General features: G+C 35.8%; 22 protein-coding genes. 10 read left to right on the top strand and 12 right to left on the bottom strand.

Annotated features, from left to right (window positions below):
- Positions 1-3: 3 nt before the first annotated feature.
- Complete coding sequence (locus EQG63_RS04990; protein WP_129435039.1) at positions 4-2,175, bottom strand: S9 family peptidase; 2,172 nt, start codon at positions 2,173-2,175, stop codon at positions 4-6.
- Positions 2,176-2,295: 120 nt separating this feature from the next.
- Here EQG63_RS04990 and EQG63_RS04985 point away from each other — a divergent pair, with 120 nt between their 5' ends.
- Complete coding sequence (locus EQG63_RS04985) at positions 2,296-3,636, top strand: hydroxymethylglutaryl-CoA reductase, degradative (protein ID WP_317125542.1); 1,341 nt, start codon at positions 2,296-2,298, stop codon at positions 3,634-3,636.
- A gap of 52 nt (positions 3,637-3,688) precedes the next feature.
- Positions 3,689-4,600: a GYDIA family GHMP kinase gene (locus EQG63_RS04980; protein ID WP_129435035.1), complete on the top strand. Its 912-nt coding sequence runs from the start codon at positions 3,689-3,691 to the stop codon at positions 4,598-4,600.
- Between the two features lie 16 nt (positions 4,601-4,616).
- On the opposite strand, the gene EQG63_RS04975 is transcribed toward EQG63_RS04980, so the two are convergent.
- Entirely contained in the window at positions 4,617-5,102 is a 486-nt protein-coding gene (locus EQG63_RS04975) for a TspO/MBR family protein (RefSeq protein ID WP_129435033.1), read from the bottom strand.
- Between the two features lie 95 nt (positions 5,103-5,197).
- Here EQG63_RS04975 and EQG63_RS04970 point away from each other — a divergent pair, with 95 nt between their 5' ends.
- The 4 genes from EQG63_RS04970 to EQG63_RS04955 all read left to right on the top strand — a co-directional run bounded on the left by EQG63_RS04970 (position 5,198) and on the right by EQG63_RS04955 (position 9,197).
- The gene (locus EQG63_RS04970; protein ID WP_129435031.1) at positions 5,198-6,280 is read left to right on the top strand and encodes a diphosphomevalonate/mevalonate 3,5-bisphosphate decarboxylase family protein; all 1,083 of its coding nucleotides are present in this window, start codon (positions 5,198-5,200) and stop codon (positions 6,278-6,280) included.
- Between the two features lie 48 nt (positions 6,281-6,328).
- Complete coding sequence (locus EQG63_RS04965; protein WP_129435029.1) at positions 6,329-7,267, top strand: mevalonate kinase family protein; 939 nt, start codon at positions 6,329-6,331, stop codon at positions 7,265-7,267.
- A gap of 44 nt (positions 7,268-7,311) precedes the next feature.
- Positions 7,312-8,229 carry a geranylgeranylglycerol-phosphate geranylgeranyltransferase gene (locus EQG63_RS04960; protein WP_129435027.1) on the top strand — a complete coding sequence of 306 codons (918 nt, stop codon included), beginning with the start codon at positions 7,312-7,314 and terminating at the stop codon, positions 8,227-8,229.
- Between the two features lie 65 nt (positions 8,230-8,294).
- Positions 8,295-9,197, top strand: coding sequence for a pseudouridine synthase (locus EQG63_RS04955; protein ID WP_129435025.1), 903 nt, complete (start codon positions 8,295-8,297; stop codon positions 9,195-9,197).
- A gap of 58 nt (positions 9,198-9,255) precedes the next feature.
- On the opposite strand, the gene EQG63_RS04950 is transcribed toward EQG63_RS04955, so the two are convergent.
- The 7 genes from EQG63_RS04950 to rimP form a co-directional block, all read right to left on the bottom strand.
- Positions 9,256-9,849, bottom strand: coding sequence for a phage tail protein (locus EQG63_RS04950; RefSeq protein WP_129435023.1), 594 nt, complete (start codon positions 9,847-9,849; stop codon positions 9,256-9,258).
- 43 nt (positions 9,850-9,892) lie between these two features.
- Entirely contained in the window at positions 9,893-10,468 is a 576-nt protein-coding gene (locus tag EQG63_RS04945; RefSeq protein WP_129435021.1) for a phage tail protein, read from the bottom strand.
- A gap of 6 nt (positions 10,469-10,474) precedes the next feature.
- Positions 10,475-11,152 (bottom strand): T9SS type A sorting domain-containing protein, encoded by a 678-nt coding sequence (locus tag EQG63_RS04940; RefSeq protein WP_129435019.1) that lies wholly within the window; start codon positions 11,150-11,152, stop codon positions 10,475-10,477.
- Between the two features lie 20 nt (positions 11,153-11,172).
- On the bottom strand, positions 11,173-11,763 hold the full coding sequence (locus EQG63_RS04935; RefSeq protein ID WP_129435017.1) for a phage tail protein: 591 nt from the start codon (positions 11,761-11,763) through the stop codon (positions 11,173-11,175).
- Between the two features lie 130 nt (positions 11,764-11,893).
- Positions 11,894-14,704, bottom strand: coding sequence for a translation initiation factor IF-2 (infB, locus tag EQG63_RS04930; protein ID WP_129435015.1), 2,811 nt, complete (start codon positions 14,702-14,704; stop codon positions 11,894-11,896).
- 44 nt (positions 14,705-14,748) lie between these two features.
- Positions 14,749-15,990 carry a transcription termination factor NusA gene (gene nusA, locus EQG63_RS04925; protein ID WP_129435013.1) on the bottom strand — a complete coding sequence of 414 codons (1,242 nt, stop codon included), beginning with the start codon at positions 15,988-15,990 and terminating at the stop codon, positions 14,749-14,751.
- A 14-nt stretch (positions 15,991-16,004) separates the two neighbouring features.
- Complete coding sequence (gene rimP, locus EQG63_RS04920; protein WP_129435011.1) at positions 16,005-16,469, bottom strand: ribosome assembly cofactor RimP; 465 nt, start codon at positions 16,467-16,469, stop codon at positions 16,005-16,007.
- 177 nt (positions 16,470-16,646) lie between these two features.
- Here rimP and EQG63_RS04915 point away from each other — a divergent pair, with 177 nt between their 5' ends.
- Positions 16,647-17,471, top strand: coding sequence for a universal stress protein (locus tag EQG63_RS04915; RefSeq protein WP_129435009.1), 825 nt, complete (start codon positions 16,647-16,649; stop codon positions 17,469-17,471).
- A 43-nt stretch (positions 17,472-17,514) separates the two neighbouring features.
- Here EQG63_RS04915 and EQG63_RS04910 read toward each other — a convergent pair whose 3' ends face one another.
- Positions 17,515-17,946, bottom strand: coding sequence for a tellurite resistance TerB family protein (locus tag EQG63_RS04910; protein ID WP_129435007.1), 432 nt, complete (start codon positions 17,944-17,946; stop codon positions 17,515-17,517).
- 225 nt (positions 17,947-18,171) lie between these two features.
- On the opposite strand from EQG63_RS04910, the gene EQG63_RS04905 reads away from it, so the two are divergent.
- The 3 genes from EQG63_RS04905 to EQG63_RS04895 are packed head-to-tail and all read left to right on the top strand — an operon-like array spanning position 18,172 to position 20,782.
- A complete protein-coding gene (locus EQG63_RS04905) occupies positions 18,172-18,765 on the top strand; it encodes a HupE/UreJ family protein (RefSeq protein ID WP_129435005.1) in 594 nt (197 codons plus the stop codon).
- Positions 18,766-18,772: 7 nt separating this feature from the next.
- The gene (locus tag EQG63_RS04900) at positions 18,773-19,201 is read left to right on the top strand and encodes a deoxycytidylate deaminase (protein WP_129435003.1); all 429 of its coding nucleotides are present in this window, start codon (positions 18,773-18,775) and stop codon (positions 19,199-19,201) included.
- Positions 19,202-19,207: 6 nt separating this feature from the next.
- Positions 19,208-20,782, top strand: a complete 1,575-nt coding sequence (locus tag EQG63_RS04895) for a S41 family peptidase (protein WP_129435001.1) — start codon at positions 19,208-19,210, stop codon at positions 20,780-20,782.
- Position 20,783: 1 nt separating this feature from the next.
- Here the strand turns inward: EQG63_RS04895 and EQG63_RS04890 are convergent, their stop codons facing one another.
- Positions 20,784-21,398 carry an FAD-dependent oxidoreductase gene (locus EQG63_RS04890; RefSeq protein WP_129434999.1) on the bottom strand — a complete coding sequence of 205 codons (615 nt, stop codon included), beginning with the start codon at positions 21,396-21,398 and terminating at the stop codon, positions 20,784-20,786.
- Positions 21,399-21,602, bottom strand: a complete 204-nt coding sequence (locus EQG63_RS04885; protein ID WP_129434997.1) for a hypothetical protein — start codon at positions 21,600-21,602, stop codon at positions 21,399-21,401.
- Position 21,603 lies beyond the last annotated feature (1 nt).

Below are 21,603 nucleotides of genomic sequence, written 5' to 3'. Positions count from 1 at the left end.
TAATTATAATTTTTCTTTGATGAAATTCGTCATTTTGGTGTACAATTGCAAACGTGTTTTTCCACCATAAATTCCGTGATTTTTGTCTGGATAAATTGCCCAATCAAATTGCTTGTTGGCTTGCACTAAAGCTTCTATCATTTTCATAGTGTTTTGCACATGTACGTTATCATCGGCAGTCCCGTGGATTAAAAGAAAATTACCTTTCAATTTACTCACATGGGTAATTGGCGAATTCTCATCATAACCACTTGCATTTTCCTGTGGTGTTTGCATGTAACGTTCGGTATAAATACTATCATAATTTCTCCAAGAGGTTACTGGCGCTACAGCGATTGCTGTTTTAAACACATCCGCTCCTTGAAAAATACAATTAGACGCCATAAATCCACCATACGACCAGCCAAATATACCAATTCTAGATTTATCTACATACGAATAGTTTCCAATTACTTTAGCCGCATCAATTTGGTCAATTACTTCAAGCTTACCTAATTCTTTTTGAGTGCATTTTTTAAATTCGGCTCCTTTCAAACCTGTTCCTCTACCATCAACACAGGCTACAATATAACCTTGTTGAGTTAACATGGAAAACCAATAATCGTCAGTTGTATTCCAAGTATTGTCCACTTGTTGTGACCCTGGACCTGAGTATTGATACATAAATACTGGGTATTTTTTTGAAGCATCAAAATCTTTTGGTTTTAGTATCCAAGCGTTTAATTTGTGACCTTTTTCAGTGGTAAGTTCAAAAAACTCTTTTGTTGGAAGATTGTATGCCGCTAATTTAGCTTCTAAGTCCTCATTCGACACAATCGTTTTGATTGCATTTCCTGTTTTCGAATCGTTTAAGGTATATTTTGTTGCGTTTTTAGCACTTGAAAACGAATTGATAAAATATTGAAAGTTTGGACTAAAAGTAGCATTATTCGTCCCCGTTTGGGTTGTTAAACGTTTTTTACCGCTTCCGTTCAATTTGATTGCATATACATCACGGTTAATAGATCCATTTTCTACCGATTGGTAATAAATCATTCCGTTTTTCTCATCAAAACCATAATAAGAAGTCACTTCCCAAGGTCCTTTTGTAATTTGATTTTTTAGTTTTCCTGATTTGTCGTAGTGGTAAATATGATTAAAACCATCTTTTTCAGAAGTCCAAATAAAACTATTGTCTTTTAAGAAGGTTAAATTATCCGTCACATCTATATAGGCTTTGTCTTTTTCATTCAAAACCACTTTGGTTGCACCAGTAGTACCATCTACGAATAACAAGTCTAAATTATCTTGATGACGGTTTAAAACTTGAGCACATAAAGTATTAGCATCGTTGGTCCATTTCATTCTCGCGATATAAAAATCGCTGTACTTGTCTAAATTGATTTTTTGTGTGTTCCCCGATTTTACATCATAAATATGTAACGAAACGACTGCATTTTTTTCTCCTGCTTTTGGATATTTAAAAACAGTTTGCGTTGGATACAATCCTTGGTTGTACATATCCATTGAAAATTCAGGAACATCGGTTTCGTCAAAACGAATAAAGGCAATTTTATCGGAACCCGCATTCCAATCGAAGGCTTTCACAAAAGCGAATTCTTCTTCATACACCCAGTCGGTAATCCCGTTTATAATGGAATTCTTTTTACCATCTTTTGTAATTCGAGTATGATTTTTTGTCGCAATATCATATACATATAAATTATTTTCGAAGGCATAACTAATTTTAGTCCCATCGGGTGAAAAAGTTGGTTCCTGCACTTTATAATCAGCTAATTTCGTTAGTTTCTGTGCAGCGATGTCGTAAATAAAATAGTTCGCTACAAAGGAATGTCTGAATATTTGATCGCTATTATTGGCTATCAATATTTTCTTTTCATCGCTGCTAAACGTATAGCTATCGATGCCTTCCAGCATTTTAGAATCTTTAGAATCTACCAGCGTAGACACTTTGTTTAGGGTTGCATAATCATACAAATCGATTTTTGCCGAATTGTTTTTTCGATCAAAATTTAAAACGGTGTATTGATTGGTGTTTTTCATGGCGCTTAAAGCATCCATTCCTTTGGCTCTAAATGCGCCAGTCCAAATTTCCTCAAGGGTTAATTTTTGTTGCCCAAAAGTTGAAAAGGAAACGACAACAAGGCAAACTAAAGATAAAATTCTATTTTTCATTGGTTTCAATTCTTAAAAGAGCCCAATTTTAGTAAAAAAAATCCAAATGAAACCTAAATGAAATGTTAAAAGCATTTTCCAACAGGAATATTGACCACAATTGTATCACTTATTTTATCTTTGCAAATCAAAATTTTATGCAAAATGACTAAAGCCATTAGTGGATTTTCTAAACTGACAAAAGAAGAAAAAATAAATTGGATTGCTTCCAACCATTTTTCAAATGCAACAGAAGCAACTCAAATCATAAAAAAATATTGGAATTCGGATACAGAATTGCAAAAACTGCACGATGAATTTATCGAAAACACCATCACCAATTTTTATTTACCATTGGGTGTGGCACCAAATTTCACTATTAACGATAAAAGTTACACCATTCCTTTTGTTGTAGAAGAAAGTTCAGTAGTTGCGGCCGCGAGTAAATCGGCCAAATTTTGGGATAGTCGTGGCGGATTCAAAGCGACTGTACTCAATACCGAAAAAATTGGACAAGTCCATTTTATTTACAAAGGAGACAAACAAAAACTAACCACCTTTTTTGCTACCATCCAACCAAAATTCTTCACCGAAACCGAAAGCATTACAAAAAACATGCAAAAACGTGGCGGTGGTATTTTAGATATTGTGTTGAAAGACAAAACGGCTGAATTAGACAATTACTATCAGTTGCATGCGACTTTTGAAACTAAAGATTCGATGGGCGCTAATTTTATCAATTCTTGTTTGGAGCAATTTGCGAAAACACTAAAAGAAGAAGCGCAACATTTTGATAGCTTTACTTCCGAAGAAAAAAATATCACGGTGGTCATGAGCATCTTGTCGAATTATGTTCCCAATTGTGTGGTTCGTGCCGAAGTATCTTGTAAAGTTTCAGATTTAGCGGAAAAACACATCGACAACCCAGAAGAATTTGCCGAAAAATTCGTTCAAGCTGTTCGCATTGCTGAAATTGAACCGTACAGAGCTGTTACCCACAACAAAGGAATCATGAACGGGATTGACGCTGTAGTTTTGGCTACTGGTAACGATTTCCGAGCGGTAGAAGCAGGAATTCATGCCTATGCTTCTCGTAACGGACAGTATTCCAGTTTATCGCACGCTAAAATTGAGAATGGTATTTTTACTTTTTGGATGGATATTCCATTAGCATTAGGTACCGTAGGTGGATTGACTAGTTTACATCCGATGGTTAAAATCGCTTTAGAAATGTTAGGGAAACCATCAGCGCAAGAATTAATGCAAGTGGTTGCTGTGGCTGGTTTGGCGCAAAACTTTGCGGCTTTAAGAAGTTTGACTACAACAGGTATTCAGCAAGGACACATGAAAATGCACTTAATGAATATCTTGAATCAATTTCAAGCCAATGATGACGAACGCAAAAAAGTAGTCAAATATTTTGAAAAAAACACGGTGACACACAGTGCTGTGGTAGACTATTTAGCCGAGATTAGAAAATAACATTAGATTGCTTCACTTCGACTTCGCTCAGTGCAAGCTACTCGCAATGACTATGAAACAAACCTTTTACAGCAACGGAAAACTCTTAATCACAGGTGAATATGTGGTGCTTGATGGCGCAAAAGCCTTGGCATTACCTACCAAGTTTGGACAGAATTTGGTTGTGAATGAAGGGAAAAACAATGCCATTTCCTGGAAAAGCTATGATAGCGACGGGAGTGTTTGGTTTGAAAGCATCATTTCGTTTGACTCTATTCTCGCAAAAGAAGATTTTGTAGCAGACAAAATAAAAACGACACTTGTTGAAATTTTACACCATACGTATTTGTTAAATCCGAGTTTCATTACCCAGTCTAATGGATATGAAATTACAACCGAATTGACCTTTCCGAAATTTTGGGGCTTGGGCACTTCTTCGACTTTAATCAACAACATCGCACAATGGCAGCAAATCGATGCTTTTACGTTACTTCGAAATAGTTTTGGAGGCAGTGGTTATGATGTGGCTTGCGCACAAAACAACACACCTATTGTGTATGAGTTGCAAAACGGAGAACCAGTAATTTCTACAGTTGATTTCCAACCTACTTTTGCCGATAAAATTCATTTTGTATACCTCAACAAGAAACAAAGTAGCAAAATCGCCATTGCCAATTATTACAACAAACAAGCGAATATTCAAGGAGCTATACCCGTAATTAACGCAATTACAAAAACAATCATTACCAGTGCGGAACCAAAAGAGTTTGCCAACGCACTGCAGCAACACGAAATAGAATTGAGTGCCATCTTAGAGATGGAAACCGTAAAAGAAGCCTTGTTCCCCGATTTTAAAGGCACCATAAAAAGTCTTGGGGCTTGGGGTGGCGATTTTATTTTGGTGATTGCCAAAGAAAATCCGACAGCCTATTTTAAAGAAAGAGGCTACTCTATTGTGATTCCTTATACTGAGATGATTTTATAGTAATTTCGGTATACTTTTAGTGGTTCAAATACCAAATACTTCCATTCAACACCGTAGCAAAACTTACCCAGGCCAAATAAGGATAAAGTAATTTCGAGGCTAATGAGTCAATTTTTCCAAATGCTTTTATGGTTTCGAAAATCAATAACCAAAGTAATAGTATTTCAATAAAGGCCAAAAACGGATTGCACAATCCAAAAAACAAAATGGACCATAACGCATTGAGCAACAATTGCATTCCGAACAAAAACATGGCCTTTCTTTTATTTTCACCACTACTGGATTTCTCATTACTCCAAATAATTGCAAAAGACACGCCCATTAGTACATAAAGCACTGTCCAAACTGGGGCAAACACCCAGGCTGGCGGATTAAAAAATGGCTTAACCAAAGTGGGAAACCATGTTTTTACAGAAGATTGTGTTGCAAAACCGGATAAAAACCCAACCAACAAACAAGCTGTTACTGAAATAATTCCTTTTGAAAGTTTAATTTTTGCCAAAACTTGATGATTTTAATGAATTTCAAAAGTAAAGAATAAACATTAATTTTAACAACGAAGACAAAAAAAGTATCTTTGCGTAAATTTCACCATCAATGATTTCAGAAAACGATTTTATCGCTTCAAACTACACATTACAAATTGAAAAAGGGGATTTCCAATGGAGTGCACCCAGCAACATCGCCTTGGTAAAGTATTGGGGGAAAAAAGACAATCAAATTCCAGCGAATCCTTCTATCAGTTTTACGTTGAATAATTGCAAAACCATTACCAAAATGGGATTTGTTAAGAGAGTAAATGACGGTAACTTTTCTTTCGATTTGTTGTTTGAAGGAAGACCCAAAGAAGATTTCAAGCCGAAGATTCATAAATTTTTTGAACGTATTTTTGACTATTGTCCGTATTTGAAAGATTTTCATTTCACTATTGAAACCGAAAACACCTTTCCACACAGCTCAGGGATTGCCTCTTCAGCTTCCGGAATGGCCGCTTTAGCGATGAATGTGATGAGTATAGAAAAAGCATTAAATCCTTCCATTTCTGAAGACTATTTTTATCAAAAAGCCTCTTTATTAGCTCGTTTGGGTTCGGGAAGTGCTTGCAGAAGCATCAAAGGTGAAGTGGTCGTTTGGGGCCATCATGCAGAAATTTCAGGCAGTTCTGATTTATTTGGTGTAACATTTCCAACAACGATTCATGCCAATTTTAAAAACTACCAAGACACCATTTTACTAGTCGATAAAGGCGAAAAACAAGTTTCCAGCACAGTAGGACATGATTTGATGCACAATCATCCATTTGCGGAACAACGATTCGCGCAAGCTCATGATAATCTTTCTAAAATAAAAGCTATTTTGGAGACTGGAGATGTTGAAAATTTCATCAAAATTGTAGAAAGCGAAGCCTTGACTTTACATGCGATGATGATGACATCAATGCCTTATTTTATATTAATGAAGCCCAACACCTTGGAAATCATCAATGCCATCTGGAAATTCAGAAATGAATCCAATATTCCAGTATGTTTTACGTTAGATGCTGGAGCGAATGTACACGTTTTATATCCGCAAGACGTAAAAGAAAAAGTTTTGCAATTTATTAAGAACGAATTAGTTGGCTATTGTCAAAATGGTCAATATATTTGTGACGAAATTGGTATGGGTGCATTGTCATTTTAATTTGTATCTTTATCCTTAATAAACTGAATACCGTTAACTGTTAACCATATGAAAGGACCTCTATTCTACTCAAAAATCCTACTTTTCGGAGAATATGGAATCATTAAAGATTCTAAAGGACTAGCTATTCCTTATAACTTTTACAATGGCGCTTTAAAAATTGAAGAAAATCCTTCTGTTGAGGCGGTAAAATCTAATGAAAGCTTGAAACGTTTTGTTTCCTATTTGGATAAATTACAATCGGAACAACCCGAATTGGTTACTTTCAACATCAATGCCTTAAAAACAGATGTTGATAACGGAATGTATTTCGACTCGAGTATTCCGCAAGGATATGGTGTAGGAAGTAGCGGCGCTTTAGTCGCAGCGATTTACGATAAATATGCCAATGCTAAAATCACGGTATTGGAAAATTTAACCCGTGAAAAATTATTACAACTGAAAGCGATTTTTTCTCAAATGGAATCGTTTTTCCATGGAAAAAGCTCTGGCCTAGACCCATTAAACAGCTATTTAAGCATTCCTATTTTAATCAATTCTAAAGACAATATTGAAGCTACTGGAATTCCGACACAAAGTACTAGCGGAAAAGGCGCCGTATTCTTACTAGATTCAGGAATTGTAGGTGATACCGCCCCAATGGTGAGTATTTTTATGGAAAACCTGAAAGAAGCTGGCTTCCGTAAAATGCTAAAATCACAATTCATCAAATATACCGATGCTTGTGTGGAAAATTTCTTACATGGCGATGTGAAATCGTTATTTTCGAATACCAAGAAACTTTCAAAAGTAGTCTTGAACAACTTCAAGCCGATGATTCCGGAACAATTCCACCAAGTTTGGCAACACGGAATTGACACCAACGATTACTATTTAAAATTATGTGGATCAGGTGGTGGAGGTTATATTTTAGGCTTTACACAAGACCTAGCAAAAGCTAAAGAATCGTTAAAAAATTACAAATTGGAAGTCGTATATCAGTTTTAAAAAATAACTTTAAACTTTTATAACCTCAAACTTTCAGCCAAAACATGCTTACAAGAAAAACAAAATTATTACTGATGAAAATTCTCGGTTTGTTTTCTGTGGTGCGTGGTTATAACATTCCCATCATTGTTTTAGCACAATATTTGTCCTCTATTTTTATATTGGCGCCCGAAAAACGTGCCTTAGAAGTAATCTTAGATTGGCGTTTGCTTATTATTGTGTTTGTCTCTACCCTAACAATTGCTTCGGGCTATATTATCAATAATTTTTACGATTCTGAAAAAGATTTAATCAACCGACCTAACAAATCGATGTTGGACCGACTGGTTAGTCAGCAAACTAAATTACAAGTTTATTTTGGACTCAATTTTATAGCCACAGCTTTGGCATTTATTATTTCCTTTCGCGCAGCACTTTTCTTTGCGGTGTATATTTTTCTGATTTGGTTTTATTCCCATAAATTAAAGAAATACCCAATTATCGGAAACTTAACTGCTTCCCTACTTGCGGTTTTACCTTTTTTTGGAATTTTACTCTATTTCAAAAATTTTTATAGCGTTATTTTTGCCCATGCCACCTTTTTGTTTTTGCTGATTCTCATCCGTGAAATGATTAAAGATTTAGAAAACATAAAAGGCGATATGGCCAACGATTACCAAACCATTCCTGTTCGATTTGGCGAAAAGATATCCAAACAAATTATAACGGCACTTACTATTGGCACTGTCATTCCCGTATATATTTTGGTCGAAAAATTCAATGTGGGTTATATGGATATTTATTTTTACATGAGTTTGATTGTCCTTATTTTCTTTATTTTGAAATTGTGGAAATCCAATTCCCATCAAGAATACTTACAACTGCACAATATCCTAAAAATGATTATCATCACAGGGGTATTTTCTATTGTTTTGATAGATCCTTCTGTTTTAATTCATGGCAGAAATTTGTTGAAAATTTAATCAAACCATCCTAAATCGCAATTCCCAAATCCTAATTCCTTATCTTTGCATCAAATTAAAGATTTATGAATAATTCAGGAGGCAATAAACGTGGTGGTTCAAGACCAAATAGCTCAAGACCAAGTTCTAATAAGCCAAAACCTGCTATGGACAAAAGGGCACAAGGTCCTAAAAAAGCAAAACCTACGGCAAAACCAGAAGTAGTTACCGATAAAGTGGCCAAAAAGCCCAATCCTACAGCAAAACGACCTAAAAATACAGACGAAATTCGTCTAAATAAATACATTTCAAATTCAGGCGTTTGTTCGCGTCGTGATGCGGATATTTACATCCAATCGGGTAATGTAAAAGTAAATGGAGTGCCGGTCATCGAAATGGGCTATATGGTAAAACCAGGTGATGTGGTAAATTTCGACGGAATGACTTTAAATCCGGAGAAAAAAGAATACATCTTATTAAACAAACCTAAAAATTTCACCACGTCTTTCGATGAAAATGAAATGCACAGGAATGTTGCCGAATTAGTTCGTGCCGCAACGAATGCCAAAATTCAACCAGTAGGACGTATGGATAAAAACACGACAGGATTGTTGTTGTTTACTAATGATACTGATATGATTCGTAAATTCAGTTTACCGAATCAACGTTCGTCTAAAGTGTACCAAGTGTCTTTAGACAAAAATTTAAAATACGAAGATTTAGAAAAAATAGCCGGAGGTGTAACTTTAGACAATCATCGCTTATTTGTTGAGGAAATTAGTTATGTGGATGGTGAGCCGAAAACTGAAATCGGTTTAAAATTGCGCACCGCAAACGTAAAAGTAGTGCGTGCCATTTTTGAAAGTTTCAAATATGATGTGTTAAAGATTGATCGTGTGGCTTTTGCCGGTTTGACCAAAAAAAACCTTCCAAGAGGCAATTGGCGTTTTTTAACCGAACAAGAAATTATCAATTTGAAGAATGTATAAAAAAACTCCTGTTAGCAATAACAGGAGTTTTTTTTAATATATTTTAAATGATACTCATTTAATTTTGCGTTGGATACACACCGTACAAACTAATGATATAATTTAAACCTAGAGTAGGTTGCATATTAGTGAAGGGTTGATTCCCACCGTTAGATGGATTAACCATAGTAGATTTCATTGTGGTGTTTGACGCTGTATTGGCAAACTCCTTATCTAAAACCCCCGCATTGGCAAACAAATTCCCTGTTGGAAGATTGGATGTGCCCGCACTAGAAACACAGGCAATTCCATGATTATGCACTGGCATCTGATTAATATTCATTGTGTTGGTTTCGGATCCATATAGTTGTCCTAATTGCACATTACTCAATCCCGGTCCTGTACTGTTATTTGCACCCGTTACGATACGTCCTCTAAAATCTGGAAGAGCAAATGTTGTTTGTCCGTCACCGCCATAAGTCGTTCCAAGCAAAGAGAACAAAGCTTCATTTTCCGAAATTGGCAATAAACTACCGTCACAAAACATCCAACCCGCTGGAGCAAAATTTCCAGCAAAAACTTTAACTTGACCCATAAACACTTGTTGAGAAAAGCCTTTCTGATTAAAAAAGCCCAACACAAAAAGTAGTATAATTATTTTGATATTTTTCATAATTAATTCTTTTGAAATTATTTAAAACTGTACTAATTCGTTATTAATTTCTTGATGGAAATATCCCTTGTAGCGCAATGATATACATACACCCCGCACTTGGCTGAATGTTATTGATTGGCTGACTCCCCCCTGCAGGAGACATCACTCCAGACGCCATAAAAGCATTGGGTACAGCATTTGAATATTCAGGATCTAGTGTGGCTGTTTCAGCTGGTAAGTTGCCTGTTGGCAAATTCTGGTTTCCTGCTGTTGTCACCCCATTAATAGTATGGCTATGTGCAGGTAAATTATTTATAGTTAATGAATTCGCTTCGGTGCCCGCCATTTGTCCTTGTACAATTGCAGTATTGTTAGGATGCACTGGAACTCTTCCTCTCAAATCAGGCAAAGCAAAAGTAGTTTGACCGTTTCCGCCATAGGTTGTACCTAATAAAGAAAACAATGCTGTATTTGAAGCAATAGACAATAATTGCCCATTACAAAATGCCCATCCTCTTGGGGCAAAGTTTCCAGCAAAAATTTGAATTTCACCAATCATTGGATCGTCTTGACCATAACTCACTTGTCCAAACCCTACAAAAAATAAAGTTATAATGGAATATAAATACTTTTTCATAATAGTTTATTGTTTAATTATATTTTGAATTTTAATTCCTTTCTCAGAGATAATTTTAACCAAATACATCCCCGCTTGAAAAGTAGAAAAATCCAACTCATTTGATTGGTTAACCTCGCTAATTAATTGCCCTTGCAGATTATAAATCATTGCCTTTTCAATTCGATTAGGAGAATTAATTTTCAACACAGTAGCAACTGGATTAGGATAAATTTGAATGGAATTATCATACATATAATCATTTCTAGCCAAAACATTTTGAACACTTCCCGTTAACGTTGAATTCCCTGAAGTTAAGTTTCCAGCACATTGGCCCGTAGTAGTTGGAACATTTTCTGTCCATACTCCCAAACTCAAACTTGGAGGATTTGGAGTCGACGCTGAAGTATTATAATAAATCAAATTATACCCCGAAAAATCTCCATTTCCATCATCGGCAATAAATTCCCAACGGGAATTGGCTGCATTCCAAGATATCTGGAATTCACAAACCCCTAATCCAGGACATGATTGATCCCCAGTTATCGGGGTTGTTGTATAAATATTTCTACCGGCACTTGAACCAGTCAAATTGAATGTATAGGATGAACTCGCAAAAAGATTTGGACAGCCCGTGAAATTTATCGTTTGAGCGTTAGTAGCAAAAACAAAAAATAACAAAAAAATTGATAGTATATTTTTCATTTGATAAGTTTTATGTTGAATTAATTTCTTGGTGGATAAATCCCTTGTAAACAAATTACATAATTCATTCCCAAGTAAGGTTGCATGTTATTAAAAGGAGTGTTGTTTCCAGCCGGTTGCACCATTGCAGGACTCATCGTAGTGTTAGCTGCGGCATCGGAATACTCTTTATCTAACAACTTCGTATTGGCTGGAATGTTCGATTCTGGATTACCAGAAGTTCCATCGGCAGTAGTAGCATTGATGGCATGTGTGTGTGAAGGTACATTTTGTGGTGTTAAAGTCACAATTTCTTGACCACTCATTTGACCTAAAGAAACAGGAGAAAGGCCTGGTCCTTGACTTGCACCAACATGAATAGGAGCTCTTCCTCTTAAATCTGGCAAGGCAAATGTTGTCGTACCGTTGCCCCCGTAAGTAGTTCCTAAAATCGAAAAAAGTGCTGTGTTTGATGCAATAGATAATATCCGTCCATCACAAAAGGCCCACCCTCTTGGCTCAAATGTAAAGCCTACCATACGAATTTCGCCTATGTAGCCATCTTGAGCAAAAGATTTCGTTGCCGTGAGACAGCTAAAAAGCAGCACAAGGCAAAAAGTAATTTTTTTCATGGTTTTAAAGTTTTGTTTGTTTGGTGTAAAAGTAATCATAATCTTTTCCTTTAAAAAGAAAAAACGCACAAACAGTTAAAATGCAAAAAACCTCGACGAATCGAGGTTTTCATATAACTAAATCTAGTGATTATTTTAATTTTTTCTTCACGGCAACTTCGGTAAATCCTTCAATAACGTCATTGATTTCAATATCGTTATAGCCTTTAATTTGCATACCGCAATCGTATCCTTTCGATACTTCTTTCACATCGTCTTTGAAACGTTTTAAGGCAATCAAATCTCCAGTGTAAATTACGACACCTTCACGGATTAAACGTACTTTATTTGCTCTAAAGATTTTGCCATCGGTAACCATACATCCTGCAATAGTTCCCACTTTAGAAATTTTGAATAATTCTCTAATTTCTGCTGTACCTGTGATCTCTTCTTTCATTTCAGGAGATAACATTCCTTCCATTGCATCACGTAAATCATCAATAGCAGCATAGATAATAGAATAATGACGGATATCAATTTCTTCTTTATCGGCTAATTGCTTCGCATTTCCAGCAGGACGAACGTTAAATCCGATAATAATCGCATCTGAAGCCGAAGCCAACATAACATCCGACTCTGTAATCGCTCCAACCCCTTTGTGAATAATATTCACTTGGATTTCATCTGTTGACAATTTAGAGAACGAATCAGATAAGGCTTCTACCGAACCATCCACGTCTCCTTTAAGGATAATGTTCAATTCTTTAAACTGACCTAAAGCAATACGACGACCGATTTCATCTAATGTGATATGACGTTGTACACGTACTGATTGCTCACGCATTAACTGTGTACGTTTTGCTGCAATTTGTTTGGCTTCTCTTTCGTCTTCGTAAATGGTAAATTTATCACCAGCTGTTGGTGCTCCATCTAATCCTAAGATTGAAATTGGTGTTGAAGGCCCTGCTTCTTTTACGTTTTTACCACGTTCATCTTGCATAGCTTTAATCTTACCGTGGTTTTTTCCCGCTAAGATATAATCCCCCACTTTAACCGTACCTGCTTGTACCAAAACTGTAGAAATATATCCACGTCCTTTATCTAAGAATGCTTCAACAACCGTTCCTACCCCTGGTTTATTTGGATTCGCTTTCAGTTCTAAAACCTCCGCTTCCAATAATACTTTTTCTAATAATTCTTTTACTCCCAATCCTGTTTTGGCAGAAATATCATGCGATTGGTATTTTCCACCCCAATCTTCCACCAAGAAATTCATGGCTGCTAATTTTTCTTTAATTTTTTCAGGATTAGCCGTTGGTTTATCCACTTTATTAATCGCAAACACGATAGGCACTCCAGCGGCTTGTGCGTGACTGATGGCTTCTTTAGTTTGTGGCATGATATCATCATCCGCCGCCACTACAATAATCGCGATATCAGTTACTTGAGCTCCACGGGCACGCATCGCGGTAAACGCCTCGTGACCTGGTGTATCTAAGAAAGCAATTTCTTGACCATTGTCTAACTCTACTCCGTAAGCACCAATATGTTGTGTAATACCTCCTGACTCACCCGCAATTACATTTGTTTTACGGATATAATCCAATAACGATGTTTTACCGTGGTCAACGTGACCCATAACCGTAACGATTGGGGCACGAGGTTTTAAATCTTCTGGTTTATCTTCAATTACTTCGATATTTTCTTCAATATCAGTAGTAATAAATTCTACTTCATAACCAAATTCATCGGCAACGATAGTTAAGGTTTCTGCATCCAAACGTTGGTTCATGGTTACCATGATACCAAGCGACATACAGGTTCCAATTACTTTTGTAATTGGCACATCCATCATCGTAGCAATTTCACCTACCGTAACGAATTCGGTTACTTTTAGCGTTTTGCTACCTTCTTCTAATAATCGTTGTTCGTCGTCCGATTTTTGACGGTGCGTATCACGCTTGTCACGACGGTATTTGGCTGCTTTAGATTTGTTACCTTTTCCTTGTAAACGCTCTAAAGTTTCTTTAATTTGATTTTTTACATCCTCTTCAGATGGCTCTACCTTGACGATAGCAGGACGTTGACTATTATTTCCTTTGGTAAAAGGTCTACTTCCTCCTGGCTTGTTAAAACCACCTTGTCCTTGCGGTCTGTTTTGTCCACCTTGACCGGGTTGCCCTCCTCCTTGGCCTGGTTGCCCTGGCTTCGTTGGGATTCTATTACGTTTCTTTTTATCGGCAGCATTAGCATTATTACCCGCAGCGTTTTGGTTGTTGGTAATTTTAGGCTCTATTTTCTTTTTAGGCTTGTTGAATTGCGTTAAATCAATTTTTTGACCCGAAAAAGTAGGACCTGATAATTTGGTGTACTGCGTTTCGTGAGCCTCGTCTACAGGGGCAGCTTCTTGTGAAGGGCTTGAAGCTGGTTGTTCTGTTTTTGGAGCGACTACTACTGGTTTTTCAGCAACTTTTTCAGCTGTTTTTTCTTTCACTACTTCTGGCTTCACTTCTGCTTTAGGAGCTTCTACAACAGGTTTTGCTTCAATAGGTTTTTTCTCTGCAGGTTTTTCTACAACTTTTTCTACAGGTTTTGCAGGATTCAAGTCAATTTTACCCACTTGCTTTGGTGCCGTAATACTAGCTTTTGCTTTAATCACTTCTTGACGGGCACGTTCTTCTTCAAGCTTGCGCTTTTCTTCAAGTTCATGCTCGCGTTCACGCTCAATACGCAGGGCTTCTTTTTCTTTTCTTTTCTCCTCACTCACTTCTTTTGAAGCATCTTTATTCCCTTTGTCTCCAGCAAATTGGTTTGACAGGATATTGTATATTTCGTCAGTGACTTTTGTATTCGGATTAGATTCAATAGTGAACCCCTTGTCCTTTAAAAAATCGACAGCTCTTTCTAACGAAATATTAAATTCCCTTAAAACTTTGTTTATTCTAATTGTTCCTTCAGACATAAATTTTATTTATGATATTTTATTTTTGTGGATTAAAAAGGTGATTAATCTTCAAATTCTTCTTTCAAAATCTTGATTACTTCAAGAATTGTTTCTTCTTCTAAATCGGTACGACGCACTAAATCGTTCACATTTTGAGTTAAGATACTTTTCGCTGTATCCAATCCAATTTTTGCAAACTCATCAATGATCCATCCATCGATTTCATCTGAGAATTCCGTTAATTCAACATCATCATCTTCTGCTGCACTTCCTTCTCTAATAACATCTAATTCGTATCCTGTTAGTTGTCCCGCCAATTTAATATTGTGACCACCACGACCGATCGCTTTAGATACTTCTTCTAATTTTAAATAAACCTCAGCTGTTTTTTTCTCTTCATCAATTTTGATGGAAGATACTTTTGCCGGGCTCAATGCTCTTGTAATATACAATTGCGTATTTGTTGTGTAGTTGATTACGTCAATATTTTCGTTTCCTAACTCACGAACAATACCGTGAATACGAGATCCTTTCATACCCACACACGCTCCTACTGGATCAATACGATCATCATAAGAATCTACAGCCACTTTTGCTTTTTCACCAGGAATACGCACGACCTTTTTGATCATAATCAATCCGTCGAATACTTCTGGAATTTCTTGTTCGAATAATTTCTCTAAGAATTTTTCTGAAGTTCTAGACATGATAATTTGTGGCTTATTTCCTTTAAGCTCAACGTTTTCAATAATTCCACGAACGTTATCTCCTTTACGGAAGAAATCGGAAGGAATTTGTTTTTCTTTTGGCAACACAATTTCGTTCCCTTCATCATCTACAAGAATTACCGCTCTTGGACGTACATGGTGTACTTCAGCCGTGTAAATATCGCCAATTAAATCTTTAAATTGTTTGTAAAGATTAGTATTGTCATGTTCATGGATTTTAGAAATCAAGTTTTGACGTAAGGCCAAAATTGCTCTTCTTCCTAAATCTATTAATTTCACTTCTTCTGAAACTTCTTCCCCAATTTCGAAATCAGGTTCGATTTTTCTAGCTTCAGAAAGTGTTATCTCTTCATTTTCGAAATCTAAGTCCTCATCTGCAACAATAACTCTACGTCTCCAAATTTCCATATCTCCTTTATCAGGATTGATAATGATATCGAAATTATCATCGGAACCGTATTTTTTCTTCAATGCATTTCTAAACACATCTTCCAAAATCGCCATAAGCGTTACACGATCTATTAATTTATCGTCTTTAAATTCTGAAAATGAATCAATTAATGCTAAATTCTCCATACCAACTCTTTAATTTAAAATGTTATTGTAACAACTGCTTCTTTAATATCACTGTAAGCGATTTTTTCGTTATGAAGCACTGTTTCTTTTCCTTTTCCTATTTTTTTGGGTTCTCTTGAACTCCACTCAACTGTAATATTCTCATCGGAAGCATCTACAAGCAACGCTTCTATAGTGGCTGCTTCCGTTCTAATTTTTAGTGTTCTACCAATATTTTTTTTATACTGACGAACCATTTTTAATGGAGAAGAGACGCCGGCCGAAGCCACTTCAAGAGCAAAATCTTGTTCTTCTCTATCCAAATTATTCTCAACCATCCTACTGATATCGATACAATCTTGCAATTGCACTCCGGTATCACCATCTAAAGTTACAATAATTTTATTGGAATCATCAATCTTTAAATCAATAAGAAACAGACTTGGATATTGTTCCAAACCTTCTTCTAATAATTGTTTTACTTTTTCTTTAAATCCCATACTGTATAAAAAGAGGCACGCTGTGCGTGCCTCATTATTTAAATAAACTGCTAAATAACGGCGCAAATATACTACTTTTTTTATAAAAATAAAATTATTGTATTATGTTAATATTTTTCTTACCTTTATGTGACAAACAAAATGCAAAACGGAATATTAATCATAAACCTTACCATTATGAAACGAATTTTAGTTCCTACTGATTTTTCTACTCATGCAGAACACGCCCTAAAAGTCGCTGCCAAAATAGCCAAAGATAACAACGGAGAGATTTTCATTGTACACATGCTTGAATTACCGTCACAAATGGCAGATGCTGTAAGTTCTGGAGCGGCGATACCTGAAATTATGCTATTCTTAAACAAAGCGCATGAAAGGTTAGAAGAACTTTTAACCAGAGATTATTTAACAGGAATTAAAGTTACAGAAGCCATTAAATACGAAAGAGCCTTTGAAGGAATCATAAAACATAGCGAAGATTATGATATCGACATGGTGGTAATGGGTTCCCATGGCGCTTCTGGATTTAAAGAATTATTAGTAGGCTCTACCACTGAAAAGATTGTCAGAAATTCTGAAGCTCCGGTTTTAGTAATTAAAAACGACAGCCCAAATTTCAATGCCAATAGATTTGTATTTGCTTCCGATTTTTCTGAAGAAACAAGAAGTTCTTTCGAAAAAGTCATGAAACTTGCCAAAATGCTTGGCTCTCATCTTGATCTGGTAATGATTAACACGCCTAACAGCTTCAAAACGTCACATCAAGCACAAAAAACAATGAAAGATTTTGTTTCAAGTTATTCTATTGACAACTATTCATTGCACATTTACAACGACTCAAACATTGAAACTGGAATTCTTAATTTTTCCAATAGTGTTAATGCTGATTTAGTCGGAATGTGTACACATGGAAGAACCAGCTTGTACCATTTTTTCAACGGAAGTATTAGCGAAGGATTGGTAAATCACGCTTCGAAACCAGTTATTACTTTTAAAATCTAAACCTTACACATAACAAATAAAAAAGCTCCATTTGGAGCTTTTTTTATTTGTTCATATGTTGCATTTCATATACAAAGGTATCCAAATCTACTTCCAACATTAAAAGTGACAATGCTTTATCTACGATATAATTTACATTTCCAGGCGTAAAACCTAAGGCTAATGCAAATTTAGTAAGTATTTCTTTTTGTTTTGGACCAAGTACATGATCTGCATACACCATTCTTGACAAATCAAACAAACGCTCAATACGTTGCACATGTAATGATGGTGGATTAATTGGATATTTTAATGGATTTTCAAGAATTTCTTCATATTCGGCATCAGAAATTTCTAGGCGGCTTTTTAATTTGTCTAAAAATTGTTTTTCTTCAGCAGTTAAATCACCATCAGCAATCGCAACACGTACAATCGCAGAAAAATGACCTTTATTTCTGGCCTTAAATTCGCTATCAAATAAATCGGAAAATGACATAGTTTGTTTTTTTTAATATTTTATACAAATATACTTAATCTATAAATGTTTTCAAAAAATGTCACTCGCAATAAAATCAAGAAATTGCAATTACAACAGGTTTACTTATAGCCAAAACAAACAAGAGACATTGCGACACCCTATTCCGTTTAAAAAACGAATCATTATCAAATAGGAAATCAAATAAATTTGTAAGTTTGAATTTCCTAACCTAACCTAACCCTTATGCAAGATTTTTGGCTCTACTTCGAAATTGGTTTACGACATGTATTGGACATTAATGCTTACGATCATGTTTTATTTTTAATCGGAATTACCATCCCTTATACATTCAACGACTGGAGAAAATGGCTATTATTAGTCAGTTTATTTACTTTAGGTCATACCATTTCCTTAATATTATCCGTTTACGGAATCATTTATATCAAAGAAAATTTAGTGGAGTTTTTAATTCCGATTACCATATTAATTGTTGCCCTTTTTAATTTATTCACCGCAGGCAAAAGCAGCAAAGGCGAAAGCATTACACTCGTGGCCATTGTCACCCTTTTATTTGGAATTATTCACGGATTAGGGTTTTCAAACTATTTCAAAACTATTTTACCTGGAAATGCTTCCGATAAATTATTGCCGTTAGGCGAATTCGCCCTTGGAATTGAATGCGCACAATTGATAGTGGTGCTTATTGCACTAATTCTATCTTTTATAGTACAAACCGTTTTTCGCTTTTCAAAACGCGATTGGACACTCGTAATGTCAGCATTTATCATTGGAGTGGTAACTCCGTTAATCATACAAAGTCCAATTTGGCACCGATAAAATCAGAATGAAAGAACAAAAATTAAACAAATACGACAAAGCTTACTTACGTTTAGCAAAAGAGTGGAGTAAACTTTCTTATTGTCAAAGAAAACAAGTTGGCGCGATTATTGTACGTGATAGAATGATCATATCTGATGGATATAATGGCACTCCATCTGGATTTGAAAATTGTTGTGAGGATGAAAATAATTTAACCCATTGGTACGTTTTACATGCCGAAGCCAATGCAATTTTAAAAGTAGCCAATTCGACACAATCATGTAAAGACGCTACTTTATACATCACGCTATCGCCTTGTAAAGAATGTAGTAAATTAATACATCAATCGGGCATCAAACGCGTCGTGTATCAAGAAGGTTACAAAGACGATTCCGGATTGCAATTTTTGTTAAAAGCCGGAGTAGAAGTCCAGCATATTGAAGACTTAGAATAAATTAAAATGAAGATCAACAAAGTATATCTCCCACTACTACTTTTTTCAACACTAGCGGTTGGATTTTTGCTAGGAGGTATATTTATTGCAGTACCTCCATCGCCTACAATCACTTCCAAAAACGAAACCAAACAAAAATTAAGTCGACTGATTGATTTTATTGATTCCGAATATGTAGACGATGTGAATACCGACTCTATTGTTGATCAAACCGTTACCGGGATTTTAGAAAAACTCGACCCACACTCCATTTACATTGCAAAAAATGAAGCGGAAGATGCTGCTCAAGACATGCGCGGTAATTTTGTGGGAATTGGGGTTAATTTTTTTATTGAAAAAGACTCTGTCATCGTGATTAATCCTGTCAAAGGTGGACCCTCAGAGAAAGCCGGAATAAAAGCAGGCGACCGAATTTTATTTGCCGACAACCACAAACTCTTTGGAAAAAAAGTAAATTCAGACAAACTTTATAAAGTATTGAAAGGCGAACCTGACTCAAATGTTTTGCTTACCATTTACCGAAAATCGGAAGGCAAACAACTCAAAGTCAATGTTACCCGAAACACCATTCCCGTAAAAAGCGTTGACGTTGCGCTAATGGTCAATAAAAACACGGGATACATCAAAATCAATCGTTTTGCCGAAACTACGTATCGGGAATTTGAAATCGGTCTTTCACAACTGATCAAAAAAGGGGCGAACAGTTTAATTTTAGACTTACGCGACAACAGCGGTGGCTATATGGAAGAAGCTATTAAAATTGCCGATGATTTTTTAAAAGACAATAAGTTGATTGTTTTTACCAAAAATAAAAAAGGAAAAATAGACAAAACCTTCGCTACGAAAAATGGTATTTTTGAAAACGGAAAAGTGGCCATTTTAATCAATGAAAACTCGGCTTCAGCCAGTGAAATTGTAGCAGGAGCTATTCAAGACAATGACCGCGGATTAGTAATTGGTCGTCGTTCGTTTGGTAAAGGACTAGTACAACGCGATATGCCTTTCAAAGATGGATCAAGTGTTCGATTAACAATTGCCCGCTACTACACACCAACTGGTCGTTCCATACAAAAACCTTACGAAAATGGCAGCGAAGAGTATTTAAATGAATTCCTTGCACGGTATCATAATGGCGAATTATACGCCAAAGACAGTATTAAGGTAGCCGACACCTTAAAATTCAAAACGCCAAAAGGAAAAATCGTTTATGGCGGCGGGGGTATTGTTCCGGATATTTTCACTCCCATTGAAGCTACTAAAGGAAATGAGATGGTTCCAATGTTAATGCAATCGGGAGTAACGATGAATTTTGTGTTTAAAATTATTGATACCGACAGAAAAGCCTTTTCCAAATTAAAATACCATCAGATAATAGACAAAGTCAATCGTGCTGATTTCTATTTTGAATTATTTAAAAAACACATCTACGAATCGGATGCTTACATGGATTTGGAGGCGAATAAAAACTACGTGAAACGGTATCTTACCGCCGAATTTTGCCGACAATTACTTGGCGAACAATATTATTACCTTATTGTTTTGAAAGATGATTTGATGGTTAAAGAAGCGTTGAAGAATTAAATTATTCCTTCACTTTAATACTGTCATGACTATGGGTTTCTACCCCATTGTTCCACAATACTAAAATATCAGTCGCTACCGCTGCACCACTTCCGGCTGCAATAGACAATTGACTTCTATGTCCAGCTAAAGTACCACACACATAAATGCCTTCTGCTACTTTGTGATCGATATTTTTAAGTTGAATGCGTTGTTTTTCGGGTACTGATTTTTGATGCGGCTCAACATAATGTAGTAATCCTTCGATGGCAAACAAATTGGAAGAACCAATTCCGATTACCACTATTTTACTTTGATAGACCTCTTTATTCGTTTCTATCTCATACCCTTCTTCCAAAGGAGTTACTTTCATTACTTTTTCCTCTTCGATTTGAAGAATATGCGGATATTTTTCATGAAGTTGTTGTGTAGTTTCCACTAATAAATCGGCGCCTAACTTTCCAGCTGGGATTCCGTAAGCATTATAAAAAATAGCCTCTTGAAGAGATGATGCTTTTTGATGGGTTATGATGGCGATTTTTTTATCTTGAACGAAAGCTTTCTTATGAGCCGACCCTAAAATCATAGCACACGAAACCCCAGAAACTCCTCCGCCAATAATAAGAACATCAAACATTTAAGAATGTTTCTTTAATTTATTCGCTATTGATCTTGACATATTAAAAATCAACAACAAAACAATAGCACACATGGTGGCTAAAATACCAATGATTGCAATTAAACTCTGACCTTCAAATAAATTAGAAAAGTCAAGCATAGACGCATTTACTCCAATAAATACAATTGCCAAAGCAAACACGATATAGGTAAACGTTTTCATT

It is taken from the genome of Flavobacterium amnicola, assembly GCF_004122165.1.
Taxonomy (GTDB): Bacteria; Bacteroidota; Bacteroidia; order Flavobacteriales; family Flavobacteriaceae; genus Flavobacterium; species Flavobacterium amnicola.
Note: the sequence above shows the minus strand (reverse complement) of the source record. Positions and strands in the feature narration are given on the sequence as shown.